This window comes from Nocardia sp. FBN12, from assembly GCF_054031145.1.
The window spans coordinates 4,589,049-4,615,885 of the sequence record NZ_CM132926.1; the positions used below are offsets into that span (position 1 = coordinate 4,589,049).

The 26,837-nt window shown below is 68.0% G+C and carries 20 protein-coding genes; 7 read left to right on the plus strand and 13 right to left on the minus strand.

Annotation, left to right across the window (positions count from 1 at the left end):
- The first annotated feature begins 475 nt into the window (after nt 1–475).
- The 5 genes from ACWZHB_RS21755 to ACWZHB_RS21775 all read left to right on the plus strand — a co-directional run bounded on the left by ACWZHB_RS21755 (nt 476) and on the right by ACWZHB_RS21775 (nt 8,130).
- The gene (locus ACWZHB_RS21755) at nt 476–4,186 is read left to right on the plus strand and encodes a nitrate reductase subunit alpha (protein WP_427903685.1); all 3,711 of its coding nucleotides are present in this window, start codon (nt 476–478) and stop codon (nt 4,184–4,186) included.
- Nucleotides 4,187–4,197: 11 nt separating this feature from the next.
- Nucleotides 4,198–5,877, plus strand: coding sequence for a nitrate reductase subunit beta (gene narH, locus ACWZHB_RS21760; protein ID WP_427903686.1), 1,680 nt, complete (start codon nt 4,198–4,200; stop codon nt 5,875–5,877).
- Nucleotides 5,874–6,554, plus strand: a complete 681-nt coding sequence (narJ, locus tag ACWZHB_RS21765; RefSeq protein ID WP_427903687.1) for a nitrate reductase molybdenum cofactor assembly chaperone — start codon at nt 5,874–5,876, stop codon at nt 6,552–6,554. Before narH ends, narJ begins: the two co-directional genes overlap by 4 nt.
- Nucleotides 6,551–7,306 (plus strand): respiratory nitrate reductase subunit gamma, encoded by a 756-nt coding sequence (gene narI, locus ACWZHB_RS21770; RefSeq protein ID WP_427903688.1) that lies wholly within the window; start codon nt 6,551–6,553, stop codon nt 7,304–7,306. The genes narJ and narI overlap by 4 nt, the downstream gene beginning before the upstream one ends.
- Before the next feature lie 104 nt (nt 7,307–7,410).
- The gene (locus tag ACWZHB_RS21775; RefSeq protein ID WP_427903689.1) at nt 7,411–8,130 is read left to right on the plus strand and encodes a maleylpyruvate isomerase family mycothiol-dependent enzyme; all 720 of its coding nucleotides are present in this window, start codon (nt 7,411–7,413) and stop codon (nt 8,128–8,130) included.
- 116 nt (nt 8,131–8,246) lie between these two features.
- Here ACWZHB_RS21775 and ACWZHB_RS21780 read toward each other — a convergent pair whose 3' ends face one another.
- The 6 genes from ACWZHB_RS21780 to ACWZHB_RS21805 form a co-directional block, all read right to left on the minus strand.
- The gene (locus ACWZHB_RS21780; RefSeq protein ID WP_427903690.1) at nt 8,247–8,594 is read right to left on the minus strand and encodes a hypothetical protein; all 348 of its coding nucleotides are present in this window, start codon (nt 8,592–8,594) and stop codon (nt 8,247–8,249) included.
- A gap of 187 nt (nt 8,595–8,781) precedes the next feature.
- Nucleotides 8,782–10,521 carry an N-acyl-D-amino-acid deacylase family protein gene (locus tag ACWZHB_RS21785; protein ID WP_427903691.1) on the minus strand — a complete coding sequence of 580 codons (1,740 nt, stop codon included), beginning with the start codon at nt 10,519–10,521 and terminating at the stop codon, nt 8,782–8,784.
- Between the two features lie 13 nt (nt 10,522–10,534).
- Nucleotides 10,535–12,181 (minus strand): class I adenylate-forming enzyme family protein, encoded by a 1,647-nt coding sequence (locus ACWZHB_RS21790; RefSeq protein WP_427903692.1) that lies wholly within the window; start codon nt 12,179–12,181, stop codon nt 10,535–10,537.
- Between the two features lie 11 nt (nt 12,182–12,192).
- Nucleotides 12,193–13,236, minus strand: coding sequence for an NAD(P)-dependent alcohol dehydrogenase (locus ACWZHB_RS21795; protein WP_427909248.1), 1,044 nt, complete (start codon nt 13,234–13,236; stop codon nt 12,193–12,195).
- A gap of 2 nt (nt 13,237–13,238) precedes the next feature.
- A complete protein-coding gene (locus ACWZHB_RS21800) occupies nt 13,239–14,387 on the minus strand; it encodes a serine hydrolase domain-containing protein (RefSeq protein ID WP_427903693.1) in 1,149 nt (382 codons plus the stop codon).
- Nucleotides 14,384–15,757 (minus strand): flavin-containing monooxygenase, encoded by a 1,374-nt coding sequence (locus tag ACWZHB_RS21805; RefSeq protein ID WP_427903694.1) that lies wholly within the window; start codon nt 15,755–15,757, stop codon nt 14,384–14,386. Before ACWZHB_RS21805 ends, ACWZHB_RS21800 begins: the two co-directional genes overlap by 4 nt.
- Before the next feature lie 115 nt (nt 15,758–15,872).
- On the opposite strand from ACWZHB_RS21805, the gene ACWZHB_RS21810 reads away from it, so the two are divergent.
- Nucleotides 15,873–16,490 (plus strand): TetR/AcrR family transcriptional regulator, encoded by a 618-nt coding sequence (locus ACWZHB_RS21810; protein WP_427903695.1) that lies wholly within the window; start codon nt 15,873–15,875, stop codon nt 16,488–16,490.
- A 2-nt stretch (nt 16,491–16,492) separates the two neighbouring features.
- Here ACWZHB_RS21810 and ACWZHB_RS21815 read toward each other — a convergent pair whose 3' ends face one another.
- On the minus strand, nt 16,493–19,090 hold the full coding sequence (locus tag ACWZHB_RS21815; RefSeq protein WP_427903696.1) for a LuxR C-terminal-related transcriptional regulator: 2,598 nt from the start codon (nt 19,088–19,090) through the stop codon (nt 16,493–16,495).
- A 145-nt stretch (nt 19,091–19,235) separates the two neighbouring features.
- Nucleotides 19,236–19,457 (minus strand): hypothetical protein, encoded by a 222-nt coding sequence (locus tag ACWZHB_RS21820; protein WP_427903697.1) that lies wholly within the window; start codon nt 19,455–19,457, stop codon nt 19,236–19,238.
- A 176-nt stretch (nt 19,458–19,633) separates the two neighbouring features.
- Between ACWZHB_RS21820 and ACWZHB_RS21825 the strand changes: the two genes are divergently transcribed.
- On the plus strand, nt 19,634–20,062 hold the full coding sequence (locus ACWZHB_RS21825) for an Ig-like domain-containing protein (RefSeq protein WP_427903698.1): 429 nt from the start codon (nt 19,634–19,636) through the stop codon (nt 20,060–20,062).
- Nucleotides 20,063–20,117: 55 nt separating this feature from the next.
- Here ACWZHB_RS21825 and ACWZHB_RS21830 read toward each other — a convergent pair whose 3' ends face one another.
- The 5 genes from ACWZHB_RS21830 to ACWZHB_RS21850 all read right to left on the minus strand — a co-directional run bounded on the left by ACWZHB_RS21830 (nt 20,118) and on the right by ACWZHB_RS21850 (nt 26,789).
- Nucleotides 20,118–20,567, minus strand: a complete 450-nt coding sequence (locus tag ACWZHB_RS21830; RefSeq protein ID WP_427903699.1) for a VOC family protein — start codon at nt 20,565–20,567, stop codon at nt 20,118–20,120.
- Between the two features lie 80 nt (nt 20,568–20,647).
- Nucleotides 20,648–20,980: a TfoX/Sxy family protein gene (locus ACWZHB_RS21835; RefSeq protein ID WP_427903700.1), complete on the minus strand. Its 333-nt coding sequence runs from the start codon at nt 20,978–20,980 to the stop codon at nt 20,648–20,650.
- Nucleotides 20,981–21,013: 33 nt separating this feature from the next.
- Nucleotides 21,014–21,979 (minus strand): alpha/beta hydrolase, encoded by a 966-nt coding sequence (locus ACWZHB_RS21840; RefSeq protein WP_427903701.1) that lies wholly within the window; start codon nt 21,977–21,979, stop codon nt 21,014–21,016.
- A 56-nt stretch (nt 21,980–22,035) separates the two neighbouring features.
- Nucleotides 22,036–22,713 carry a DUF6875 domain-containing protein gene (locus ACWZHB_RS21845; RefSeq protein WP_427903702.1) on the minus strand — a complete coding sequence of 226 codons (678 nt, stop codon included), beginning with the start codon at nt 22,711–22,713 and terminating at the stop codon, nt 22,036–22,038.
- Nucleotides 22,710–26,789 (minus strand): amino acid adenylation domain-containing protein, encoded by a 4,080-nt coding sequence (locus ACWZHB_RS21850; protein WP_427903703.1) that lies wholly within the window; start codon nt 26,787–26,789, stop codon nt 22,710–22,712. Before ACWZHB_RS21850 ends, ACWZHB_RS21845 begins: the two co-directional genes overlap by 4 nt.
- Nucleotides 26,790–26,837: the final 48 nt, after the last annotated feature.

Below are 26,837 nucleotides of genomic sequence, written 5' to 3' on the forward strand. Positions count from 1 at the left end.
GCGCGGCTCACCCGCGGCCGCTGCGGGCCGCCCGTCCGAGACCTTCGCCTGCCCACCCGTCGCACCGAGGGAGTCCGCCCGGCTCGGTGACGCCACCGCCGGCGACCCGATCACGGTGCCCGACGCCGACAGGGTCGGCCATAGTTGTGCGTGGCGTCACATCAGCGCTGTTCAGCAGGCACGCCAGGTGTGTAAACAAATGTAAACCGCGGGAGAACCAGTCGTTTCCGAAGCATCACCGCCGACCTCCCGCCGCACCCTCCGATCACCCCGTTCGGCCAGCTCGCGGCTCGTTCACCCTGGTGAGCCCCCGATCGCGAACGACGCCACGCGTCTCCCCCGTGACCACGACATTGCGCCGACCTCACAGCTCACCGTGGCCCGAATCCGGATGTGAAAAGTTCGTTTTGCCGAAGGAGTCGGCCTCTTTACAGTTCCCCTCAACAGCCCGATTTCACAGTTCGAAGGGGGCGTCGTGGTTAATTCGCGTACGCAAGGTCCGTCGCCCGCCGATTTCGGCGACACATTGCTGAACCTCGGTAAGTATTTCCAGCGGGGCGAGGCCTCGCCCGACAACCGGTCCATCTACAAGGTCGGTGGCCGCGATGCCGACGAGTTCTACCGCGACCGCTGGTCGCACGACAAGGTGGTGCGCTCCACCCACGGCGTGAACTGCACCGGCTCGTGCTCCTGGAAGATCTACGTCAAGGACGGCGTGATCACCTGGGAGTCCCAGCAGACCGACTACCCGTCGGTGGGCTCGGACAAGCCCGAGTACGAACCGCGCGGCTGCCCACGTGGCGCCTCCTTCTCCTGGTACACCTACTCCCCGGCCCGCGTGCGCTACCCGTATGTGCGTGGCACACTGCTCGACCTGTACCGCAAGGCCAAGGCCGAGCTCAAGGACCCGGTGCTGGCGTGGGAGTCGATCGTCGAGGACCCGGCCAAGGCCAAGGCCTACAAGATGGCGCGCGGCAAGGGCGGATTCGTCCGCGCCGAATGGTGGGAAGCCGCCGAAATCGCCGCCGCCGCACATGTTTACACGATCAAGCAGTACGGGCCCGACCGGGTGGCCGGCTTCTCGCCGATCCCCGCGATGTCGATGGTCAGCCATGCCACCGGCGCGCGCTTCGTGTCGCTGATCGGCGGCTACATGCTCTCGTTCTACGACTGGTACGCCGACCTGCCGGTGGCCTCGCCGCAGGTGTTCGGCGATCAGACCGACGTGCCGGAGTCGGCCGACTGGTTCGACGCGGGCTACCTCATCATGTGGGGCTCCAACGTCCCGGTGACCCGTACACCTGACGCGCACTACATGACCGAGGCGCGCTACCGCGGCCAGAAGGTCGTGGTGGTCTCCCCCGACTACGCCGACAACACCAAGTTCGCCGACGAGTGGGTGGCCGCGCGGCCGGGAACCGATGCGGCGCTGGCGATGTCGATGGGGCACGTGGTGCTCAAGGAGTTCTTCATCGAGAAGCAGACTCCGATGTTCACCGACTACATCAAGTCCTACACCGATCTGCCGTACCTGATCTGCCTCGACGAGGCGGCAGATCAGGACGGCGCCCTACCCGGCAAGTTCCTCACCGCCGCGGATCTCGGCCACACCGGCGAGGGCGTCGAGCACAAGCCGGTGCTGCTGGACCAGGCCGGAAACCCGGTGGTGCCCAACGGTTCACTGGGTCACCGCTTCGGCGAGGGCGACGCGGGCAAGTGGAACCTCGACCTCGACGGCGTCGACCCGCTGCTCACCCTGCTCGGCCACTCCGACGACGCACCCGCCACCATCGCGCTGCCGCGCTTCGACACCGATGTCGCCGGTTCGATCATCCGCGGCGTGCCGACGAAAATCGTTGCGGGCAAGCGGGTTACCACCGTATTCGACCTGCTGCTGGCCCAGTACGGCGTCGGCCGCGACGGTCTGCCGGGCGAGTGGGCCAAGGGCTATGACGATGCCGAGTCGCCGTACACCCCAGCGTGGCAGGAGGCAATCACCGGAGTGCCCGCCGTTCAGGCGGCGCGCATCGGACGCGAATTCGCCGACAACGCCGAACGTTCCGGCGGTCGCTCGATGATCCTGATGGGCGCGGGCACCAACCACTGGTTCCACTCCGACCAGATCTACCGCGCCTTCTTCACCTTGACGCTACTCACCGGCTGCCAGGGCAAGAACGGTGGCGGCTGGGCCCACTACGTCGGCCAGGAGAAGTGCCGTCCCGTAACCGGCTGGGCCACTTTGGCTTCGGCGAGCGACTGGCAGCGGCCGCCGCGCCAGATGCAGGGCACCGTGTTCTGGTACCTGACCAATGATCAGTGGCGCTACGACCCGTTCACCTCGGACTCGTTCGCGTCGCCCCTTGGCAAGGGCAAGTTCGCCGGGCGTACGGCCGCCGACAACATCGCCCTGGCGAGTCGTCTGGGCTGGATGCCCAGCTATCCGACCTTCAACCGCAATCCCCTCGACCTGGCCGATGAGGCCGCCGAAGCAGGCAAGACCCCGGCCGAGCATGTGGTAGCCGGGTTGAAGTCCGGCGACCTGCGCTTCGCCTGCGAAGACCCCGACGCCCCCGAGAACTTCCCGCGCGTACTCACCGTGTGGCGCGCGAACCTGCTCGGCTCCTCGGGCAAGGGCAACGAGTACTTCCAGAAGCACCTGCTCGGCTGCGGCTCCAACCTGCAGACCACCGACGCGACCGGGGTGCGCCCACAGGAACTGGAATGGCGGGAGGAAGGCGCCGAGGGCAAGCTGGATCTGCTGCTCGCACTGGACTTCCGGATGACCAGCACCACCCTGTTCGCCGATATCGTGCTCCCCGCCGCCACCTGGTATGAGAAGCACGACCTGTCCTCGACCGACATGCACCCGTTCGTGCACGCCTTCTCCCCGGCCATCTCCCCGCCGTGGGAGGCCAAGACCGACTTCGAGGCGTTCCACCGGATCGCGCGTGGCTTCTCCTGGCTCGCCGAAAAGCACCTGGGCACACGCAAAGACATCGTCGCGGTGCCGCTGCAGCACGACTCCCCCGACGCGCTGGCGCAGGCCGGCGGCAAGGTTCTGGACTGGAAAGCCGGTGAGTGCGAACCGATTCCGGGCAAGACCATGCCCAAGATCGTGGAGATCGAACGCGACTACACCAAGATCGCGGAGAAGCTGGCCGCGCTCGGGCCGCTGGTGGAGAAGCTCGGCCTGACGACCAAGGGCGTCACCACCTTCCCCGAGGAAGAAGTGGCCTACCTCGCCGGACAGAACGGCACCATCGTCTCCGGCATCGCCGCGGGACGACCGTCGCTGGCCAAGGACACCCACGCCGCCGAAGCCATTCTGTCGCTGTCGGGCACCACCAACGGCCGCCTGGCGGTCGAAGGGTTCGAGGCGCTGGAGCGGCGGACCGGCACCGAACTGGTCGACCTCGCGAAAGAGGCCGAGGGCAAACGGATCACGTTCGCCGATACCCAGGCTCGTCCGGTTCCGGTGATCACCTCGGCTGAATGGTCGGGCTCGGAATCCGGTGGCCGCCGGTACTCGCCGTTCACCATCAATGTCGAGCGGCTCAAGCCGTGGCACACGCTCACCGGTCGCCAGCACTTCTACCTCGACCACGACTGGATGATCGAACTCGGCGAGCAACTGCCGATCTTCCGTCCGCCCCTTGATATGTCGGCGCTGTTCGCGGAGCCGAGCATCGGCAATGTGAGCGGCAACGGTCTCACCGTGCGCTACCTGACCCCGCACTCCAAGTGGTCGATCCACTCGGCCTACCAGGACAACCTGCATATGTTGACGCTCTCGCGCGGCGGTCAGACGATCTGGATGTCGGACGTCGACGCCAAGAAGATCGGCGTGGCGGACAACGACTGGATCGAGGCGATCAACCGCAACGGTGTCGTCGTCGCCCGGGCGATCGTGTCGCACCGCATGCCCGAAGGCACGGTCTTCATGTACCACGCCCAGGACCGCGCGGTCGACGTGCCACGCATCGAAGGCGCCGAGGATACGACCAAGGAAGCCAAGGGCAAGCGCGGCGGTATCCACAACGCGCTCACTCGCGTGCTGATCAAGCCCTCGCACCTGATCGGCGGCTACGCCCAGCAGTCCTTCGCCCTGAACTACCACGGCCCCACCGGAAATCAGCGTGACGAGGTCACGACTATCCGCCGCCGATCGCAAGAAGTGGAGTACTAACCATGCGCGTAATGGCTCAACTTGCGATGGTCATGAACCTGGACAAGTGCATCGGCTGCCACACCTGCTCGGTCACCTGCAAGCAGGCGTGGACCAATCGCGGCGGCACCGAGTACGTCTGGTTCAACAATGTGGAAACCCGTCCGGGACAGGGTTATCCGCGTCAGTACGAGGACCAGGAGAAGTGGAAGGGTGGCTGGACGCTCAACAAGCGCGGCAAGCTGACCCTCAAGTCCGGCTCGCGGTTCAAGCGCCTGATGAACATCTTCGCCAACCCCGACCTGCCCACGGTCGACGACTACTACGAGCCGTGGAGCTACGACTACGACAACCTGCTGTCGTCGCCGCCCATGGACACCACCCCGGTGGCGCGGCCCAAGTCGCTGATCACCGGTGAGGACACCAAGGTCACCTGGGGTGCGAACTGGGACGACGACCTGGGTTCGGGTCCCGAGCAGGTCGGCAAGGACCCCATCCTCGGCAAGCTCGAGACCAAGGTGAAACTGGAGTTCGAAGAGACCTTCATGTTCTACCTGCCGCGCATCTGCGAGCACTGCCTGAACCCCTCGTGCGCCGCGTCGTGCCCCTCCGGCGCGATCTACAAGCGCGAGGAAGACGGCATCGTGCTCGTCGACCAGGACAAGTGCCGTGGTTGGCGCCAGTGCATCACCGGCTGCCCGTACAAGAAGATCTACTTCAACCACAAGACGGGCAAGGCGGAGAAGTGCACCTTCTGCTACCCGCGCGTGGAAGTCGGCATCCCGACGGTGTGCTCGGAGACCTGCGTCGGGCGGCTGCGCTACATCGGCGTGATGCTCTACGACGCCGACGCGGTGCTCGAAGCGGCCCAGGTCACCGACCCGCAGGACCTCTATACCTCGCAGCTCGGCGTGTTCCTCAACCCGCATGACGAGCGCGTGATCGCCGAGGCCGAGAAGGCCGGGATCTCACCGGAATGGATTCAGGCCGCCCAGGATTCGCCGGTCTACAAGCTGATCGTCGACTACCAGCTGGCGCTGCCGCTGCACCCGGAATACCGCACGATGCCGATGGTTTGGTACGTGCCGCCGCTGTCGCCGGTGGTGGATGTGCTCACCGAGACCGGGCACGACGGCGAGGACGTGCGCAACCTGTTCGGCGCCATCGACGCGCTGCGCATCCCGCTCGACTACCTCGCCGAGCTGTTCACCGCAGGCGAGATCGGACCGGTGCGCTCCTCGTTGCAGCGGTTGGCCGGAATGCGGGCGTTCATGCGTTCGGTGAACCTCGGCGAAGAACCCGAACCCCATATCGCGCCGTCGATCGGTCTCGAGCCCGAGGAGATCGAGGCGATGTACCGGTTGCTCGCCATCGCCAAGTACGAGCACCGGTACGTGATCCCGATGGGCGCGACTTCCAAAGCGCACGAACTGGATTCGCTGGCCACCGGGTGCAGTCTCGATACCGACGGCGGACCTGGCATGACCGCGTTCGACCAGGTCGTCGAGAAGTTCTCGCTCTCGGACGTCAATCAGGCTGCGCCGGAGGAGAAGTCGGGCCGGATCAACCTGCTCAACTGGGACGGGCGCAGCACCAGTGGACTCGTGCCGACCACGAACGGCAACGGGGGTACCGGCAACGGCGCCGGTAACGGCAACGGCAGCAACGGCGCTGCCATTACCGACTCACCCGTGAGCGGTGTCGCGCCATGAGTCTGTTGTCGATTCGTAAACGGCCCCAACCGGTTACCGCGATGCCCGAGCACGACCGCTTGGTCGTGTGGCGGCTGGCCGCGTTCCTGCTCGACTACCCCGGCGAGCAGACCCTGGCCATGCTCGACCAGTTGTCCGAGGCCGCAGCGCACTTGCCCGACGAGGTGCAGGCGCAGTTCGCCGAGATATTCGCCTATCTGCGTGACACCCCGGCGATCGAAGTGGCGCAGAGCTACGTCGAGACTTTCGACATGCGCCGCCGCGCCAGCCTGCACCTGACCTTCTACGCCTTCGGCGACACCCGCAAACGCGGCATGGCACTGCTGCGTTTCAAGCACGCCTACCGCCAGGCGGGAGTAGAACTCGGCGACGAGGAACTCCCGGACCACCTGCCGGTGCTGCTGGAATTCGCCGCCACCATCGACCCGATCGGCGGCGAACGCCTGCTCGGCGAGCACGTGCCGGTGCTGGAGCTGTTGCGACTGTCGCTGGGCGACAACAACTCTCCCTACAGCGGTGTCCTCGGCGCGGTCCTCACCACCCTGCCCCCGGTGACCACCGCCGACCGCAGGCGCATCGCCGAACTCGCCGCCCAGGGTCCGCCCGAGGAAGAGGTCGGCCTCGAGCCCTACGCCATGGACCCCGCCCTCTTCGAAGCAACAGAAGGCCGCAGATGAACGCAACCATCCCCCTGCCCGAAGGCCTGTGGCTGATCCTGCCCTACATCGCGGCGACTTCCTTTGTGCTCGGCCATGTCTGGCGCTACCGCTTCGACCAGTTCGGCTGGACCACCCGGTCCTCACAGATCTACGAGTCCAAGCTGCTGCAACTGGGCAGCCCGCTGTTCCACTTCGGCATGCTCGGGGTGTTCGGCGGACATGTCATGGGTCTGTTGATCCCCGAATCCTGGACCGCGGCGATCGGCATCTCCGAGCACGCCTACCACCTCGTCGCGGTCGGCGCGGGCTCGATCGCCGGACTGATGGTCGTCGCGGGGGTGGCGATCCTGTGCTACCGCCGCATCGCCATCCCCGCCGTACGCAAGAACACCAGCCGCAACGACGTCATGATGTACACGCTGCTGACCTTGGCCCTGGTCACCGGCCTGCTCAACACGTGGGGCTCCAACCTGCTGTGGGGCACCTACAACTACCGCACCACGGTCTCCCCCTGGTTCCGCAGCCTGTTCTCGATCAACCCCGAACCGGGCCTGATGGTCGGCGTTCCCTGGACTTTCCAACTCCACGGCCTCGTCGTCCTCGCCCTGGTCTTCGCGTGGCCCTACACTCGCCTGGTCCACATGTTCAGCGCCCCCATCGGCTACCTCACCCGCCCCTACATCGTCTACCGCCGCAAGGAAGTAGACACCAAGGACAAGACCCGCTTCGCCAAGGCATGGGACGCACCGGTCACTCCCGACCGCTGGTAGTTCGTTCGTTTCGGCGCCCGCCCGCGCGCCACGCAGGCGGGGCGTGGTCATGACGCACCGATGAGTTCACGCGGGCCGAACCGTCTTCATTACGGAGCGTCGAGGTGGCACCGTCGCGCTCCGGTGGCCTGCGGGTGCCCGAATCGAGGTTTCTCATGTCCGGTGGGCCCGTGGGTCCAGACCGTGCGGCGCTGTGGGCGATGGCGCACGCCGAGCGCGCCGCCCTCGCCGACGATCTCGCTGACCTCGACGACGACCAGTGGGGCCGACCTTCGCTGTGCGGATCCTGGACCGTCGAGGATGTGCTCGCTCATCTCACGGCCGCGGCCAGCGTCGGCCGGGTGCGCTGGGTGACCAGCGTCCTCGGCGCCCGCTTCGACTTCGACAAACACAACGAACGACGCAAGGCCGAGCATCTCGGGAAGACGCCGGCCGAGACCCTCGCACTGTTCCGGGCGATCATCCCCAGTACGACCTCGGCCCCAGGCCCCACGGCGGCCTGGCTCGGCGAGGTCATCGTCCACGCCCAGGACATCCGCCGCCCGCTCGGCCTGGGTTACACACCGTCGATCGAAGCGACCACCGCCGTCGCCGAGTTCTACGCGAGCCGCGATTTCACCGTCCCCGGCCGCACACTCACCGAAGGTCTGCGGCTGGAAGCGACCGACGGCCCGTTCACGACCGGAACCGGACCACTGATCAGCGGAACTACGATCGCGCTGACCATGGCGATGGCCGGGCGGGCCGCCTACTGCGACGACCTCACCGGGCCCGGCGCACCCGCCCTCACCGACCGCGTGACCGCGGGGACGGTCGACGGCTGACGGAACCTTCGCGGAATCCGGCGCAGCGGACCGTTAACGCCCGCGATGGTCGAGCGCCACGGACTCCCGCAGCGCCCACCGACAACAGGCTGAGATCCCAGAACTACCCGTCGGTCTCACGTCGACGTGTCGCCCAGTGCCTTGCGAACAGTGTCGAACCACGCCTGGGTGCCGACAAGTCCGGCCTCGATGTCCTTGCGTCCCTTGATGAATCCGAACAGATCGGCGGCATAGCGGCTCAGCACCGTGCCCTCGTTCTCGTCGAATTCGGCCAGCACCTCGGCATCACCGAGTACATAGGCGACAACGGCGACCTGACCTGCCGACCACTCGGTGCGGTGGTTCGCCCAGCCGCCGGAACGGACCGCGCGGGCCCTGGTGAGAAGGTCCTCGCGCAAGGCGTCGCGGCCGGCGTCGGTGGGGTGGCGTGGTTTTCCCCAGGTGATCCGTTTCGCGTCCGACATGTCGCGTCCTCTCGCTGATGTGCGGTGTTTCGCGCGGGGCCGACCGGATTCAGGTCGGACGCCACACGGTCGTCACGTGAGGGTCGCAGATCGGGGCGGGTGCGTCGCGCACCGGGTGCGCGACGTGTCGGTGCCGAGGACCCGGCCGCGGGCGGGTTCGACTGCCTCGCGACCTGGTCGGCGGGTCCTACCCGGCGCGCAGGAATTCCCCCACTCGTTCGGTGCCGAGCACGGGATCGGCTTCGCCCTCGCCGAAGACATAGCGCCCGTTGACGAAGACCGCGGTGACCGTCTCGTCGTTGCGGTTGACCATGCGCGGGAGGTTGCCGAACACAGCGACGGGGCTCTCCGCGTAGGCGTCGAGGGTTTCGTCGAGATGGGCGGGGTCGATGACGACGGCGTCGGCACGGTCGCCCACGCGCAGGTGGCCGGTGTCGAGGCCGTACCAGTCCGCCAGTTCGCCGGTGAGGCGGTGGACCGCGTGCTCGACCGTCATGAACGGCTTCTCGCTGGTCGCGGCATCGTTGACCCGGCGGAGCAGGCGCAGGCCGAAGTTGTAGAAGGCCATGTTGCGCAGGTGGGCGCCCGCGTCGGAGAAGCCGAGCTGCACCGACGGGTCGGCGGCCAGGATGTCGGCCACCTCGGGGCGGTGGTTGGAAATGGTGGTGCGCCAGCGCAGTTTGTCGCCGTGTTCGACGACGAGGTCGAGGAACGCGTCGACCGGGTGCAGGCCGCCGCGATCGACGCCGACCTCACCGAAGGTCTTGCCGATGACGGTCTCGTCGGGGCACTCGACGATATCGGCGTCGAAGAAGTCACGGTGCCAGGCGCGGGGGCCGTACTTGTTGTCGTAGTCCTTGCGGAACGAGCGGCGGTACTCCTCGTCCTGCATGAGGTGACGCTGCTCGTCGATGTGATCGGCCAGGTGCAAAGCGGCCGCGCCGGAACCGAACTCCTCGAACACCGGCAGCGAGATGCCGTCGGAGTACACCTCGAACGGAACGGGCAGATGCTGCCAGCGGAAGTTGCCGTCGAGCCCGTTGATGATCTTGCCGACGGCGGGGAACATCTTGGACGCGCCCGGCACCGCCTTCACATCGGCCGCCGAGAGCAGGCTCACCTTGAGCGATTTGCGCCATAGGCCGATGCTCGAGACCGCCATCGACACCAAGCTCTTGGGGTTGGTGATGTCGGGGCCACCCTGCAACGCGCGACCGCGCTTGCGCAGGATCGTGTTGAGCCGGTGCCGTTCCTTGCTCTTGGCATACGTGGACGGCAGCGTCCGCGAACGGCAGGTCTCCCCGTCGAGCTTGTCGAAAAGCAGCTGCTGCGAGGACATTCCGACGAAACCGGCGTCGAGTGCGTCGGTGAGCATGCGCTCGATCTCGGCCAGCTCATCCTTGGACGGTTTCACTTCCTTGCGGGTGGAGCGGTCGAGCCCCATCACCGCCGCCCGAATATCGGAGTGGCCGATGAAGCCCGCCAGATTCGGTCCGAGCGGCGACTGCTCGAGCGCGGCGACGTATTCGCTTGCGGTACTCCAGGTCTGGACGTCGTTCATCGCGCCGACGACGTACGGGCGCGGGATGGCCTCGACCCTGCCGAACAGGTCGCCCGCGGTCTCACCGTCGACGTGCACGGTCGAGAGCGAGCACGAACCCAGCAGCACGGTGGTGATGCCGTGGCGCACCGACTCCGACAGCGACGGGTCGAGCAGGACCTCCACGTCGTAGTGGGTGTGGATGTCGATCATGCCGGGGACAACCCATTTGCCCGTCGCGTCGACGACGCGGGAGCAGCCGGTTTCGTCGAGCGGGGTCTCCGAGATCTCGGCCACCTTGCCGTCGATGATGCCGAGGTGACGGACCGCGGATGGGGCGCCGGTGCCGTCGAACCAACGGCCACCCTTGATGATGCTGTCGAACATGTTCAGACCCCTTTTAGATCGCGAGCTCGCGCCTGGTGACTTTACCGGTCGCGTTGCGCGGCAGCGCATCCGTTGTGAGACGCCAGTGGGCTGGCACCTTGAAATAGGCGAGGCGGTCGCCGACGAACGCCTGCAGTTCCTCGACCTCCACCGCGCCGGGCTCGGTGACGATCACCGCCGCCACCACCTGGCCGAGGTCGGCATCGGCGACCCCGAACACCGCGCATTCGCTGACCGCGGGATGTTCACACAGCACGTTCTCGATCTCGGTGGGGTAGACGTTCTCCCCGCCGCGCAGGATCAGGTCGGTCCGCCTGCCCGACACGGTGAGCCTGCCATCGCGCATCGTGCCGAAATCGCCGGAGCGCAACCATCTTTGGTCGTCGATCGCCGATCCGGTGGCCGCGTCGTCGTTCCAGTAGCCGAGCATCACATAGGGACTGCGGATGCAGATCTCGCCCTCTTCGCCGTCGCCGACCGCGTTGCCCTCGGCGTCGCGGATCTGCACCGCCACCCCGATGATCGGCCTGCCGACCGAGGCGTCGTCGGCGGCCAGGTCGAGCGGGGTGGCCACCGTCGCCGCGGTACCGCTCTCGGTGAGGCCGTAACTGGTGGTCAGCGAGAACTGCAGGGCCGAGGTCTTCTCGCGCAGACTGGCGATCAACGCGGGCGAGGACGGCGCCGAGTTCAGCGAGAGCGCGCTCAGCGAGGACAGATCGTGTTGGGCCACATCATGTTCCAGCAGGCGCGAGGCCATGGTCGGCACCGCGGCCCAGTTGGTGACCCGCTCGCGCTCGATCAGGCTCAGAATCCGGCCGACTTCGAAGCCACCGTGTGGGAACACCGCGGCCGCGCCGGTCAGCAACCGTGGGATGACGAGGTTGTGCAGACTGGCGATGTGAAACAGCGGCGCGGTGACCAGGTAACGGCGATCGCTCGGTGCGTCGCTGGGCTCCTGGCCCATGAACGCGCCCATCATGGCGTCGGTGAAACGGTGATAGTCGCTGATCGCCACCATGTTTCGCTGCGAATGGACCACCCCCTTCGGCCTGCCGCTGGTGCCGCTGGTGTAGAGGATGACGGCCGGATCGTCCTCGGCCACTGGCGTGCTCGGGATCTCGCCACCACCGAATTCGGCGATGAGGGCGGGCAGATCTTCCTCCATGGTGAGGACCGGAACATCTGTTTCGGTGAGCAGCGCAGCCCTTTTCGCGTCTGCGATGACCACTGCCGGGGTGGTGTGGCCCAATCCGTAGGCGATCTCCCGTGGCGCCCACCAGGCGTTGTAGCCGACCGGGATCGCGCCGAGACATTGCGCGGCCCAGAACGCGATCACCCAGTCCGGGCCGTTGGCGGCCAGGATGCCGACCCGATCGCCCTTGCCGACTCCGTACTTGCCTGCCAGCGCGGTGGCCAGAGCGCCTGCGGCAGCGGCGTGCTCGGTGAAGGAGATCCGGCGGTCCTCGGTGACGAGATAGTCGCGCTCCCCCCAGTTCAGCGAGTGTTCGAGCAGTTCGCGCAGGTTCGCGCGGCGCCGCGCGAATACCGGAATCGGCACGCCGAGCACGGGTTCGACGGTCATCTCGAACGGCGCTCCGGGTGCGGTCAGGCCCGCGGCGACCTTGGCTACGAATTCCTGTGGGTCTACAGCGTTGGTCATGTTCTTCTCCATCAAGGAATGAGGACGGCGCGTCCGCGGATCGCGCCGGAGTCGAGTCGGTCGAAGGCGGTGCGGGCGTCGGCCAGGTCGAAGCGCTCGACCTCGGCGCGCACCTTGCCCGCGGCGGCCAGTGCCACCGCATCGATGAGGTCGGATCTGGTGCCGCCGTAGGACTTTCGCACCGTGGCGCCCCACGGCAGGCCGGGCCCACCCGCGGGACCCGAGTCGATGCCGGTGGCACCGCCGCCGAGACCGACCAGCCGGACCGCACCGTTGGGGGCGACGGATTCGACGGCGACCTTGACGGTGGGATCGGTACCGACGAAGTCGAACACCGCTTCCGCGCCACGTCCGCCGGTGAGCTCCAAGATCGTGGCCGCTGTGTACTCGTCGGCCTTCAGCACGATGTCGGCGCCGCATTCGGTAGCCAGGGCGAGCTTGCCTGCGTCCACGTCGACCGCGATCACGGTGGTCTCGGTGAGCGCCTTCAACAACTGCACCGCGACGTGACCGAGTCCGCCGATGCCGATGGCGACCGCGGTCGCGCCCGGCCACAGCTGGTCCATGGCGCCGTGGATGGCGTGCATCGGGGTCAGCGCGGCGTCGGCCAGCGGCGCGGCCAGTGCGAAGTCCAGGTCATCGGCGATGGGCACGAACGAACGCCGCGGGATGCGGACGAACTCGGCCATCCCACCGTCGGGCCCGAGCCCCGGGCACTGCGGCATCGCGGTGCGACCGGCCGCCAGACAGACGTTCTCGTTGCCGCGCGAGCACTCCCGGCATTCGCCACACGACCAGCACAGGTACACGATCCCGCGTTCGCCGACGCGGCGCCCCTCGACCGCGGAGCCGACCGCCTCGATCGTGCCCGCGATCTCGTGGCCCAAGGTCAGAGGCTGCTCGCTCATCGGGAACGGCAGGCTCAGCACGAACGAATCCGAATGGCAGATCCCGGCCGCGCCGACCCGCAGGAGCAGATCGTCCGGTCCGAGCTCGGGGACGGGCACCGTGCGCAACTCGAGGGTGCCCGGGGCCGTCAGCTGCATCGCGCGCATGCTCATCGGGCGCCGCCTACCGCGTCGAAGGTGGCCTTCAGGTAGCTGTCGCACCGATCGGATCCGATCAACCCGGTAGCCATCCGATTCATGGTGTAGGCGAAGGTGATTCGGCGATCCAGATCGTTGACGACCATCGAGCCGCCGTATCCTGCCCACCAGCAGACCCGTCCGTCGGGAATGTGCGGGAAGGTCTCCGGTCGGGGCAAGCCGTAGCCGATGCCGAAGCGCAGCGGTGCCAGCAGCGCCAGGTCGATGCCGTCGGCCTGCTCGCGGAAGATCACATCGATCGTCGCGGGCCTGAGGAACCGCCTGCCGCTCAGCTCGCCGCCATTGGCGATCAGCGACTGGATGCGGGCCACCGAGCGCGCGTTGCCGTGCCCGTTGGTGCCGCCGATCTCGGCCGCACGCCACCCCGGGGTCGCGGTTTCGGAGACCTCCAGCCAGGGGCTGGTGAGCGTCTTGATCAGCACGCTGTCCTGGTCCAGGGTCGACAGGTCGAAGTCCGGCATCTCCGGCGGGATCAGGGTGGCGATCCGGTCGGCGTGCTCGGGACCGGTGCCGATATGGAAGTCGGCACCGAGCGGGCCCGCCAGCTCGTCGGCGAAGAACCGGCCCAGCGAACGCCCGGTGATGCGGCGCACCAATTCACCGATGAGATGGCCGTAGTTGATGGCGTGGTAGCCCGAGGCGGTACCCGGCTCCCACCACGGTGCCTGCGTCGCGAGGCGGGCGGCGGCGGCATCGGTGTCGTAGATGTCGGTCAGCTCGATCGGCTTCTCCCAGCCAGACACACCCGAGGTGTGCGAGAGCAGGTGGCGAACTTCGATGTCGGCCTTGCCATTCGCCGCGAATTCGGGCCAATAGTGGGCCACCCGCTGGTCGACGTCGAGTTCACCGCGGTCGACCAGCAGCAGGGCGCACAGTGCCGTCATCGTCTTGGTGACCGAGAAGACGTTGACCAGGGTGTCGACACCCCACGGCGTGGTCTTCGCCGCGTCGGCGTAACCGCCCCAGAGGTCGAGGACCGGATCACCGTCGACGGTGACGCACAGGGCCGCGCCGAGTTCGGCACCCGACCGGAGATGTTCATCGAATGCCGCACGTACGCCGGCGAATTCGTCACGGCAGAAACCGGAGGAAGCACTCATCGCGCCACCTCGGCCCGCACCCGAGCGGGCACCGGCAGGCGGTAGCCCGCGGCGGCGGCACGTTTCGCGCCGCGCGCCATCTCCTTGGTCATCGAACGCACATACGGCTCGAACTCGGTCTGGATGGTGTGGCGAGGCGAATCGTAATAGCGCCCAGCGCGTTTGGCTTCCTGCGCGCCGAGCACCTCGTCGATCTGCTCGCGCGAGGGCAGGTGGTAGCGCCCGGCCAGGTAGGCGGCGACCAGCTTGCTCTGCTGCTCGGCGAAGTTCACCAGCGTCGGCATCGGCTGGGCGAGACCGAGATAGAACAGATTGTCCACACCCGGCTTCATCATCATCTGGAACAGCGGGAACCGATTGGCCGCGTCGGGCACCAGCGCCGGATCGGTGAAGAACGGGAAGCTGATGTGATAGCCGGTGGCGCAGACGATCACGTCCGCCTGCGCACTGGTGCCGTCGGCGAAGTGCACGGTGTCACCGTCGAGGCGGGCAATCGCGGGTTTGGCCTCGATATCGCCGCAACCCGCGCGGTGCAGGAATTCCTCGCTGGCCGAGGGATGCGCCTCGAACGGCTCGTGATCGGGGGTCGGCAGGCCGTAGGTCGACATCTCGCCACGGTTCTTGCGGACGAAGCGCTGCTTGAGCTTGAGCGCGATCTTGCCGGGAATCCACGCCGGCATCGAAGCACGGTCGCCCACTTGACCATTGACATACTTGGGTAGCACCCAGACGCCGCGACGGGCGGAGACGAACAGTTTCGAGGCGATGAAGCGCTGGGACAGTTCCGAGGCGATGTCGAGCCCGGAGTTGCCCATGCCGACCACCACGATCCGCTTGCCGCGCATGTCGATCGGGTCGAACGGGTCGTTGTAGGCGTGGCTGTGCATGAGCACACCGTCGAATTCGCCGGGGTAGTCCGGGAATCGAGGGTTCCAGTGGTGGCCGTTGCAGACGATGAGCGCGTCGTAGACCTCGGTGTCGCCTGCCGCCGTCGTCACCCGCCACAAGCCCGCGTCGTCGCGTTCGGCCGAAACGACCAGGCTGTTGAACCGAATCCGATCCCGCAGGCCGAAGTGGTCGACATAGTCCTTGAAGTACTGCAACAGCTGCGAATGGTGCGGGAAATGTGGCCAATCATCCGGAGCCGGGAAGTCCTCGAACTGCAAGCGGTACTTGGACGTGTCGATGTGCAGGCTCTGATAGCACGCCGACATGCCATTGGGGTTCTTGAAGTACCAGTTGCCGCCCACCTCGTCGGAGGCTTCGTAACAGTCGAACGGGATTCCGTTCTCGGCGAGCCGCTTCGCGGCGGTGATACCCGAAGGTCCGGCGCCGATGACGCACACCTTGGGCAATTCCGGTGTATCCATGCACAACTCCTGAACGGCTTCGATCATCGATGACCATGCCGGTGACGTGGACCACAGAATAGCCTCTCGCTGGACATCATGTCTAGTGAATGATCGGATCGTCTACGATGAGCCCATGACGACCGAACCTGCCCGCCGGGGCTCGCTACGTGAGGAACAGAAGCGCCTGACGAAGGCCAGGATCGTCGAGACCGCACGCACCCTGTTCGAGACGCAGGGCTATTCCGCGGTCCGCGTCGACGACATCGCCGCCGCCGTCGGCTGCAGCCGGGCTACCTTCTACCTCCACTTCACGAGCAAGGGCGAGGTGTTGAGGGCCATCGCCCAGCAAGGCACCCTCGCCAGCGTGCGGGACTTCTACGCCGACCTCGACCGCGTGCTCACCATCGGTTCCCGGGAAGCGTTCGCGGACTGGATGACTCGCGCGATCGATTGGTTCTTCGCGAACAAGGACATGCTTCCGGCCTGGGACGAGGCCACCGCGCTGGAACCGGAATTCCGCGCGGTGGCACGCGAGGGCATCATGACCCTGGCCGACACCATGCCCGCCTACCTCGCCCGCTGGCCCGAACACCGCCGCGACGAGGGCAGGCTGCGGATCGAACTCCTCGTCGCCCAGCTCGAGCGCTTCTTCACCCGCTGGGCCATGCAGGGCACCATCGACGTCACAGCCACGCAGGCCGCGGCGGTGCTCACCGATGTCTGGTTCCCTGCCCTACAGGCGCCGAACTGAGGTCAGAAGAGTCCGAGCGAGCGGGCCTGGGCGATGGCGTCGGCGCGGGCGTTCACGGCGAGTTTCTGGTAGATGCCGCGCAGGTGCGTCTTGACGGTGTTCACCGAGACGCCGAGATCGGCGGCGATACTGCCCGCCGTCATCCCGGACGGAAGTTGGCGCAGCACAACGAGTTCGGTGTCGGTCAGCTGCGGCGCGCCCGCGCCGGTGCCGCGGTGGGCGCGGATCCGGTCGACGAGAGCGGCGTACTGACCGAAGCGCGCACCCACCCGCGCCAGCAGTTCGGCAGCCGCTGGCACGTCGAGGAACGGGCGGGTCAGCTGTTCGGTCGCCGCGTGCGCGAGTGCCTGTTCGCAGGCCTCGTCGACCTTGCGCGGGCGATCGAGTCGGTCGGCGGCGACCGCGACCAGCAGCCAGGCCGCGACCCGCGAACGCGCCGCCAGGTCCGCGGTCGCCAGCACCGGCTCCAGCACGGTCAGCACGACGGCGGGGCGATGCGCGTAGAGGGCGAGTCCCGCTTCGACGACGGCCATCTCCGGGGTCCGGCCGAGCACCCGCGTCGCGTGGTCGACCAGCTGCTGCGCCTCGCCCTTTGCTTGCACGCGCAGCAACAGCCACAGCACGTCGGTGACCAGTTCGCCGGTGCCGTGCAGCGTCGGGGCTTCGTCGAGCAGGCGCTGGAGCTGTTTGGCGAGCGCGACCGCGGCGGCCGAGCGATCCGCGGCGCCGGCGAACATCAGCACGCCGGTCATGATCACCCCCTGACGCACCGGCGCGGGCACCATGGTCTCGTCGGCCGCGGCCAAGGGCAGGCTCGGCAGCGGCTGCTCGAAATCCACGCCCTGCTGGTAGGCGCCGAAGGCGGCGATCACCCTGGCGGGGGCGGCATCGGCCGATCCGGCGAGTTCGTAGCGTCGCGCGCAGTCGATCGCCTCGGCCGCCAGCGCGCGTAGCTCGTTGATCCGGCCTGCCATCCCGGCCGCCACCGCCGCCGCGGTTCTGGCGCGGACCGCGAAGCTACCGAGCCCGGCCTGCTCGGCGTGCACGATCGCGTGGCGCACAGATGTCGCGCCGCTGTCGATTTCGCCGCTGTAGATCTCGGCGAGGCCGCAGTGCAGCGCGGCGTAGCAGTCGAGGTCGGGTTGCCCGGTCGCCGGCGGCAGCGGCCAGCGCATCGAAGACGAATCACCCACCAGCACAGCGACTCCCGCACTCACCGCGTGGTCGAGCGCGGCCACCCACTCGACGGGAACCACCGGCGGCGCCGAGTCAGGGCCGACGTGGGCGGCTTCGAGATAGACCTCGGCGGCGGCGATATCGCCGGACTCCACCGCGACGGCCGCGCGCAACAGCCGAACGAAAGTGTCGTGTTCGGCAAGGTTTTCGGCGGCGTCGAGCAGGGCATGGCCGTTTCCTTCCAGCACCATGCGCAAAGCCCAGTCCCGCAGGAAGGGCACCAGCCCGGGTGCGCCGGGTTCGGCCAGGACGTGCTCGAGCGCGGCCGCGGGCATCGCGGCCGAGGTGAACCAGGCCGCCACCCGGCGATGACAGGCGGGCAGGCGATCCGGCCTGGTGTAGGCGGCCTCGGCGAGCAGGTAGGCACGCAGGAGCGGGTGGTAGGTGTGCCAGAGCTCGCCCCCGTGGGCGACGGTGTGCAAGGGGAAGTTGGCGCGCAGCAGTTCGTCGAGGATGCGGGCGGCGTCCGCACCGACCAGATCTTGCGCCATCGGGAGACAGAATTGCGTGGGAACCGCGGTGGCGAGCAGGAATTCGAGCGTGGGTGCCGGCAGCGAGGCGAGCAGTTCGGCGACCAGGAAGTCGGCGACCGCGTGCGAGGGGCGCGCCAGCGCGGCGAGGGCGGTATCGCGATCGGTCGCGCTGGCCGACAAGCAGATCGCGGCGATGCGGACCAGCGCGGCCCAGCCACAGGTGAGGTCGTGCACCACGGCGAGGTCGGCGTCGTCGAGCCGGCAGCCGTGCTGGGCGAACAGCTGGGCGACCCGGTCGGCGGAGAGCGCGAGTTCGGGCGCGCCGATCCGGGTGAGCCTGCCCGCGAGGTCGAGGGCGTGCCAGCGCAGCGGCGGGTCGAAGCGACTCGCGATCAGCGCGGTGACCTGGGCGGGCAGGTGGGTGAGCAGGTATTCGAGGCCGGCGAGTTGCAACGGGTCGGTGAGCAGGTGGGCGTTGTCGATCACCAGCACGGTCGGCTCGATGTCGACGATCGCGGCGACGAGGTTCGCGGCGCGGTCCATCGGTGTGTGCAGCCGCCCGAGCGGTACGGAATCCGCGGTGGGATCGAGGGTCCGCGCGATCTCGGCCACCAGGTCGGTGCCGGACTGTTCGGTGACGGTCGACCACACGACGCGGGCCGAGCACCGGCGCCGCACCCAGTCGACCAGCACCACGGTCTTCCCGCTGCCCACCGGCCCGCACAGCAGCACGGTGTGTCCGGCGGCGGCGCTGGCCCGATCCAATCGGGTGAACGCCGCGTTGCAGCGCACCGGCGCGAACGACAGCTCCGGCAGACCGGCGCACAGGCCGGTCGCAGCTATCACCGAGCCGCCACCGTGGAAGTCCAGAGAACCCGACGACGAAGCCATCTCAACCCTCCTGAACACGCTTTTCACCGCTGGGCGGCCGACCTCCGCCGAGATCGACGGTAGGCGAAACGGCCGCTGTTCGGTTGCTGGCGAGGAGAACTGAGGGCGCTCGTTATCAGATCGACGTCGACTCGTCGGCGAACGCTCAGTCGGGCAACTGGGACATGCTCAGCAGGGTGAGCCCGAGGGTGTCGATGCGGGCCATCACGCCACGCATGGCCGTGCTGTCGTCGACGAGGCCGAACAGGGTGGTGGTTCCGGTGGGCGAATGCGAGCTGGGGCGCAGTTCGGGAAAAGCCGCAAGAACACGCTCGGACAGCTCGCCCTCGATGACGAATTGGTAGCGCAGCGGTCCGGACGTCGACATGGTTCCAGTGTCTCGGCCGGTCGCTGCCACTGCCTCATCCGCTCCGGGTGAATTCGCTCGCCACCTGCGGCGTCACCAGCCGTCAAATTTTAAACATTGTTATTTCAGTTTTCGGGACGCGGTGCGGATCCGGTGGCTAATGTCGCGATCGTCAACAGCGCGAACAGGAGAACATCATGAAGAACTACCAGGCGCGACGTGCCGGTTTCGGACTCACCGCATTCACCGCGGTGGCCGCGGCCGCCGTGCTGACGGCACCCCAGGCATCCGCGCTCGTGCAGGGAATCGCGGTGAACGGCAGCACGCACTATGTGGATACCGCCTACACCGTCACCGCCGATGTCACGGCCACCTCGTTCCTGTTCAAGGTGACCTTCACCGACAACGGCACCCAGATCGGCGAGCCGGTCTCGGTAGCCGATGGCAAGGCCACCATCACCTGGACGCCGAAGACCACCGGCGCGCACGAGATCAAGGCGGTGCAGGAGCTCATCAGCTCGAAGACCGTCACGATCACTGTCGTCCCGAAGCCGACCAACCCCGGCCCCGGCGCGGGCGCCGGTTCCGCAGATCTGGGTGGGCTGCTGTCGGGCTCGGCCGGCTAGCCCCACCCGCGTTACGGCCGCCGCGATCCTCTCCCCGCGGCGGCCGTTCGCGCGTTCAGGCCTGGTCGTAGGCCTGTTGCAGCGCGGCGATATCGAGCTTGGACATCGACCGCAGCGCAGTGGCGACGGCGATGACCCGGTCGGGCTCACCGCTCATGAGCTTGGGCAGCACGGCCGGGGCGACCTGCCAGGACACCCCGAAGCGGTCGGTGAGCCAGCCGCACGGGCCGGGGGTTCCGCCCTCCGACAGCGCGTCCCAGAGGGAATCGATCTCGTCTTGGGTATCCACGATCACCTGCAGCGACGCGGCGTCACTGTGCGGGTGGCCGGGGCCGCCGTTCATCAGGGTGACGGCCTGGCCGTCGAGGCCGAGGGTGATGATGAAAGCCGAGCCGTCGCCCTGGCGGGTGACCTCGGCGATGCGCGAATTCGGGACGGTCGCGGCATACAGTTCGGCCGCTGCTTCGGCGTCGGCATCGAACCACAGGAAGGTGTTGACGGACATGATGTGCTCCTCGGTGTGAGTGGCTTGCTTCACCCACTGGTCGGAGCCGATCGCCGCCCTTCGACACAGTCGCCGAACTTTTATTTTCGCGGCAGCGTCTCGGCGAATCGCACGCCGCGTTCGACCCATTCCCGCAGTGTGGGGTCGTCGTCGACCGTTTCGGGGGCCACGCGCAGCCAGCCGTTCAGCTCGCGCCCACCCATCACCATCGGGGTGATCGACGATCCGTCGAGCAGGGCATCGCCTTCGGCCGGGGCGACCCGCACCAGCAACCCACCCTTGCCGCTGACGGCCACGGCCATATTGCCGCCGATCAGGAAGGCGAGCCCGCCGAACATCTTCTTCTCGGCGAGGTCGGGTCGGGGGTAGACGATCTCCCGGATCCGCTCGGCGAGTTCCTCGTCATATGCCATCGGCTCAGTGTGCGCCGAGGCAAAGACAAGGTCTCAGACGCCGAGGGCGGCGGCGAACATGGGCCAGGAATCGTGCACGTCGTCCTGCCAGTAGGGCCAGGCGTGGGTGCCCGCGGCGCGGAAGCGGACGTCGGCGGGAATGCCGAGCTGGCCGAGGCGGCCTGCGAGCGGGCTCGAGCAACTGCCGACCACGGCTTCCATGGTGCCGCCGACCAGCATTCGGTCGAGCAGGACGCCGACGTTGCCCGCGATGCTCGGATCGTTGAAGGCCTCGTGCGGGCCGGGAGCGCCGTTGCCCGAGGACAGGTAGATGGCGGTACCGCGCAGCCGATCGGCGTGCAGGGTCGGGTCGTTGGCCGCCCACGCCGGGTCGCCGGGGGCACCCCACATATTGGTGGCGTCGGCGCCGAAGGTGGCGAGCTGGGCGCGGACCAGGGTTTCGGCGAGCGGGTTACCGGTCTGGGTGCATCCGCTGAAGGCGCCGACCGCACGGTACAGGCCCGGTGCGGCGATGGCCAGATTCAAGGCCGACGTGGCCGACATCGACAGGCCCGCAATGCCATTGGCGCCCGTCATCCCGAAGCGATCGTCGAGCAGCGGGGGCAGTTCGTTCGTCAGGAAGGTGGTCCACTTGTTGCGGCCGAGTGCGCCGTCATCGCGCTGCCAGTCGGTGTACATGCTGGCGCGGCCGCCGATCGGGACGATCACATTGACCGGCTTGTCGGCGAAGAAGTCGACGACGTCGGTGCGGCGCATCCACGGCCCACCGCCCTCGCCACCGTCGACCGCGTTCAGCAGATACAGCGCGGGCGCGCCCGCGCCGGGATGCGACATCCACAGGGTGATCGGGCGGTTCATGGCCGCGGAATACACGACCACCTCGAACTGCCTGCCACCCAGCGGGCGGACGTCGATGATCCCCGATTGCGCCGACGCCGCGGGCGAGACGACGAATCCACAGCCGAGCAAGACGAGCAGACAGCACACAAGCCGACGCATGCGACGTAGTGTGCCGCATGATCCCGCTATTGTCCGGCATTGGCCGGTCCGTGTCCCTATTGTGCGTGTTCATCCGGAAAATGCGCGCGCAGGTCGGTGACCGAGGCGGGTCCCGCGTCGGGGACGTGCATCCGCTCCGCAATCGTGGCGCGCAGTTTGCGCGGGAGTCCGGGGGCGTGCCGGGCGAGGTAGGCCGCGAGCCATTCCGGGGTGCCGACGAGGAACGGGAAATCGGTGTTCATCATCGGGCGGATCACCAGCATCGGCAGTGGGGCGTGCAGCGGGCGGTAGTCGCGGTTCCACAGGCCCGCGACCGGGCAGCCGGGGTAGAACTGGCCGAGCATGGCGCCCGCGCGGACGATGTCGCTCTTGCGCGCGGCGTGGGCGGCATCGATGCGGGTGGTGTCCTCGAGGTCGGGGAAGACGGTGAGCACCGCCGAGACGCGGTCGAGGGTGCGGTAGAGATCGAAGGCGTCGTCGACGGCCTGGGTGATCGCCACGGTGGCGGCCGGTTCGGCGATCCACAACGTGTGTTGTGCGGCAGCGGGATTGACGAAGGGACAGACCGGGCCCGGCCGTCCTTGCGCGGGGTCGTGGCGCATCAGGGTGTCGGCGAACCAGTCGAGCAGTGGCGCGGTTCGGGGGTGTTCGGCGGCCCAGCGGGCGGGGTCGTCGTAGACGCACCACCAGGTCGCGTCGGTGCGTCGGCCGCTCGACGAGCGCAGGGTAATCATGTTGTGGCCGTGACGGTTTCGGCCTTGCGCAGGTGACGGTCGAGGATCGGTCCGATGTGGGCGACGACGTCGGCGTTGGTGAGTTGGGCGTGGGTGGTGTGAACGGGGTGTTCGATGAGGCGTCCGGTCACGACGGGGCGCCACATCTGGGCGTCGAGGAAGGCGGTCATCCCCCGGGTGGCGCAGAAGTAGAGGAGGTCGCCGTCGAAGAGGTCGGGGCGGTAGCCGTGCGAAAGGCGGACTCCGTCGGCGTAGGCCTGGTGCAGATTCGTCAGTTGCTCGGCGGTGAGTCCGGTGCCGAGAGACGCGCCGGCGGCGGCCAATTCGGCGGCGGCCTGGTGGGCCGAGAGGTCGGGGAGGCTGTCGGCGCCGTCGGGTTCGTCGCCGAGAAGGTGGGTGAGGAGGTCGCGCATGCGGGGACGCGGCGGTGGGTCGGCGTGGTCGGGGATGACGACGCTGTCGAGCATGGCGAGGGTAGCGACATCGCGGCCGTGCGCTCGCAGGCGGACGGCGGTGGCGTGGGCGAGTTGGCCGCCGAGGGACCAGCCGAGGAGGTGGATGGGGCCGTCGGGTTGCAGGCGGGTGATCTCGGTGGCATAGGTGTCGGCGAGGTAGTCGACGGTCAGTGCGGGCGCTGGATCGGTGGATGTGTTGTCGGACAGTGCTTTACCGGACCCGGCGAACGTGTCCCCGGCATCGCGGGGTTGCGCGGCCGGGGCCGCCGACAGGGTCGGTGCTTGCAGTCCGTAGACGGGGCGATCGGTGATATGACGGGCAAGACCGGTGTAGCACCAGGCGAGCGGGACTGCGGAATGGACGCAGAACAGGGGCGGCCGGGTCCCACCGGTGCGCAGCGGCAGCACGGTGGCGAGGGCGGCGGCGCCCGGGTCGGCATCGGTGCGGTACGTCTCGATCCGGTGGGCGAGCGCGGCGACTGTCGGCGCGGTGTAGAGCCAGCGGACCGTGATCGGGGTGTTCGTCGAGTGGGCCAGTTCCGCCGAAACACTCACGCCAGTGAGGGAATTGCCGCCGATGGCGAAGAAGTCGTCATCCGCGCCGACCGTGTCGAGGTGACAGGCGGCGGCGAAGGTGGTGGCGATCTGATGCTCGAGGGTGGTCACCGGGGCGCGATAGGCGGCGACGGGTGGAGCGGGAAGTGCGGCACGATCCAGTTTTCCGTTGACCGTCAGCGGGAGGTGCTCGAGGGTGATCAAGACGGCCGGGACCAAGGCCGCGGGGAGGATCGCGCGCAGGCGGGCGAGGGTGGCGGCGCTGTCGAACGGGGTGGTGGGTGCGGCGGTCGGCGTGGGAACGCGGTCCGGTGCGGGGCGGTCTCTGTCGCGAGTGGGGACGACGTAGCCGATGAGGCGGGCCGCGGGGGTGCCCGCGTCGGCGATATCGACGGCCGCGTGCGCGATGGCGGGGTCGGCGAGTAAGGCCTTTTCCACCTCGGCCGGTTCGATGCGGCGGCCGCGGACGGTGAGTTGGGTGTCGATGCGGCCGAGGAACTCGTAGCCGTTGTCGGCGCGGGGACCGACGAGATCGCCGGTGCGGTAGACACGTTCGCCATCACCTCGCGGGTCGGCCACGAACCGTGCCGCGGTGCTCGCGGGATCATTGATGTAGCCCTGCGCCACCCCGGGGCCGCCGAGGAACAGCTCGGCGCGGGCACCGGGCGGGGCAGGTCGCAGGCGTGAATCCAACAGCAGCGCGGCAACTTCCGGTAGCGCGGCGCCGATGGTCACAGGCTCCCCCGCCACCAGCGGCGCCGACTGGGTGGCCATCACCGTGGCTTCGGTCGGGCCGTAGCCGTTGTGCAGACGGACGCGGGGTGCCCAGGTGGCGACCAGTTCCGGTGGGCAGGCCTCGCCACCGACGACCACCACCGCCAGACTCGGCACCTCGTCGGGGCGCAGGGTCGCCAACACCGCGGGCGTGGTGAGGAGGTGGGTGACTCGATGCTCGGTGATCAGCGCGGACAGATCCGCGCCCGCGACGACCGCCGGCGGCGCGACCACCAGGCGCGCACCCGCCGCGAACGCGGCGAGGAGCTCGAGCAGATGCGCGTCGAACGCTGGTGAATGTGCGTGCAGCACTGTCGAATCCGGTGCGGTGCGGTACCGGTCGAGTAGGTGACCGGTCAGCGGGGCGAGGCCGCGGTGCGTGACCGCGACACCTTTGGGTACACCGGTGGTGCCCGAAGTGTGGATCAAGTACGCGGGGTGGGTCGCGATCAGCCGGCCGCCGCGTTCGGCGTCGGTGATCGGGGCCGACGACTGATCGGCGACGCGCGCCAGGGTTTCCGCGTCGTCCAGCATCAGCCACATGACCCCGGTGAATGCGCCGACCGGCTTCGCGGCCCGCGTCGTCAACCCGAGCCTCGCGCCGGATCCCTCGATGATCCGGGCGACCCGCTCGATGGGATCGGCCACGTCGATCGGCGTCAGGCACGCACCGGCCGCCGCGATGGCCCGCACGGCCAGCACGGATTCGAGCGACCTCGGAAGCGCGGTCAGCACCGGGCTTCCGGGCGCGGCTCCCCCCGCGATGAGCAACCTCGCCCACCGCGCCGCCGATTCGGCGAGTTCCCGATAACTCATCGATCTGCCACCATCGATCACCGCGACGCTGTCCGCCTCGTCGAACCGGCTGAACAGCTCACCCAACGTCGAAGTTGTTGTTGTCCAGGCGGTATCAGCGATGGCGACCTCAGCGGCCTCCGCAGGTCGCACAGATTCCGGGGTCAGAGCGCGAATGGGGTGGGTGGGGTCGGCGGCGAGGAAGGTGGCGAACCAGTTCAGGAACAGGCGGTGGTACCAGGCGAGGGTGGCGGGGGCGTAGCGGGCGGGGTTGGCTTGGAAGTCGATGGTGGCGGTGGTGTTGTCGGGGCCGAGTTGGTAGCCGTTCACTAGAAGGTCTTCGACGGGGCCGAGGCTCAGGAGGTGGGCGTGGCCGGTGACCGGGCCGAGGGTCAACGGCGCGGTGAAACCGAGGAGATTGATCACCGGGCCGAATCCGCCTCGCGCCACGTGGGTTTCACCCCGGTCGCGTTGGATGTCCTCGTAGCGGTAGGACTGGTGGCGCAGGGCACCGATCACCCGCATTCGCACCTGGTCGATCAGGCCTTCGACCGTTGTCGTGTCGAGGCCGCGCAGACGCAAGGGCACGACATTGGACACCGATCCCGCCGAGCGACGCAGGGCCGCGGTGGGCCGGGCGGCCACCGGCAAGGAGAGGACGACCTCGTCCGAGCTCGACATTCTCGCCAGGAAAGCGGCGAAGGCAGCGGCGGTCAGTTCCGGGAAGCTGGCCGAATAGCGCTGTCGCGCGGAGGCCAGCAGGTCCGCGGCGCGCTCGTCGAGGCAGGCCGATACCCGATGCGGGCTTGCCGACGCGGGGGCGGCGATACCGGCGAGGCCCACCGGATCAGGCAGTCCCGCCACCTCTTTCGCCCAGAATTCCCGATCCGCCACTGCGCGGGGGGAATTGCGATAGGCCCGATCCACATCGACCAGCTGCCCGATCGACAACACGTCGCCCGGATCGACATCAGCGCCCTGCGAGTAGTTTCCGGCCGCGAGCCGCAGCAGCGCCACCGCGCCGACGCCATCGAGCACCAGGTGATGACTGCGCAGGTAGAGAAGACACCGCTCGTGGCTTACCCGATACAACACCGCGACAGTGATCGCGTCCGCGCACAGGTCAAGCCGAGCCCGGCGATCTGTCTCCATTCGCGACAGCGCTTCGTCCACCGCATCACTCGCGCTGGTCAGGTCGATTTCGGTGAGTTCGCCGAAGACGGTCGGGTCGAGGTATTGGTGTGGCGTGCCGTCGACGAGGCGGATGCGCACCTGTGGTGACTGCAGTCGCGCTGCCGCCGAACACATTGCGGTGCGCAGACGCACGATATCCAGTGGCCCACGCAGATCCAGATACAGCGCGATGGTGGCAGGCACCTCGGGCGCGAGCTGGTGAGCTACCCACCAGCGTAATTGCCCGGCGGACAAGGGAATCGGCGCAACATCGGCCGCCATCACGGCAGCTACCGCGCCGATACCACCCTCACCTTGCCGCACCGGGCCTCCCGGGATTCGGAGCAACCGTTGACTGGTTCTCCGGCAAAC

Coding starts and splice junctions, on each gene's coding strand:
- ACWZHB_RS21800 (WP_427903693.1), bottom strand. CDS start 14,387: ATGAGTGCTTCCTCCGGTTTCTGCCGTGACGAATTCGCCGGCGTACGT.
- narH (WP_427903686.1), top strand. CDS start 4,198: ATGGCTCAACTTGCGATGGTCATGAACCTGGACAAGTGCATCGGCTGC.
- ACWZHB_RS21845 (WP_427903702.1), bottom strand. CDS start 22,713: ATGATTACCCTGCGCTCGTCGAGCGGCCGACGCACCGACGCGACCTGG.
- ACWZHB_RS21780 (WP_427903690.1), bottom strand. CDS start 8,594: ATGTCGGACGCGAAACGGATCACCTGGGGAAAACCACGCCACCCCACC.
- ACWZHB_RS21810 (WP_427903695.1), top strand. CDS start 15,873: ATGACGACCGAACCTGCCCGCCGGGGCTCGCTACGTGAGGAACAGAAG.
- ACWZHB_RS21840 (WP_427903701.1), bottom strand. CDS start 21,979: ATGCGTCGGCTTGTGTGCTGTCTGCTCGTCTTGCTCGGCTGTGGATTC.
- ACWZHB_RS21830 (WP_427903699.1), bottom strand. CDS start 20,567: ATGTCCGTCAACACCTTCCTGTGGTTCGATGCCGACGCCGAAGCAGCG.
- ACWZHB_RS21835 (WP_427903700.1), bottom strand. CDS start 20,980: ATGGCATATGACGAGGAACTCGCCGAGCGGATCCGGGAGATCGTCTAC.
- narJ (WP_427903687.1), top strand. CDS start 5,874: ATGAGTCTGTTGTCGATTCGTAAACGGCCCCAACCGGTTACCGCGATG.
- ACWZHB_RS21805 (WP_427903694.1), bottom strand. CDS start 15,757: ATGGATACACCGGAATTGCCCAAGGTGTGCGTCATCGGCGCCGGACCT.
- ACWZHB_RS21820 (WP_427903697.1), bottom strand. CDS start 19,457: ATGTCGACGTCCGGACCGCTGCGCTACCAATTCGTCATCGAGGGCGAG.
- ACWZHB_RS21785 (WP_427903691.1), bottom strand. CDS start 10,521: ATGTTCGACAGCATCATCAAGGGTGGCCGTTGGTTCGACGGCACCGGC.
- ACWZHB_RS21790 (WP_427903692.1), bottom strand. CDS start 12,181: ATGACCAACGCTGTAGACCCACAGGAATTCGTAGCCAAGGTCGCCGCG.
- ACWZHB_RS21795 (WP_427909248.1), bottom strand. CDS start 13,236: ATGCGCGCGATGCAGCTGACGGCCCCGGGCACCCTCGAGTTGCGCACG.
- ACWZHB_RS21825 (WP_427903698.1), top strand. CDS start 19,634: ATGAAGAACTACCAGGCGCGACGTGCCGGTTTCGGACTCACCGCATTC.
- ACWZHB_RS21815 (WP_427903696.1), bottom strand. CDS start 19,090: ATGGCTTCGTCGTCGGGTTCTCTGGACTTCCACGGTGGCGGCTCGGTG.
- narI (WP_427903688.1), top strand. CDS start 6,551: ATGAACGCAACCATCCCCCTGCCCGAAGGCCTGTGGCTGATCCTGCCC.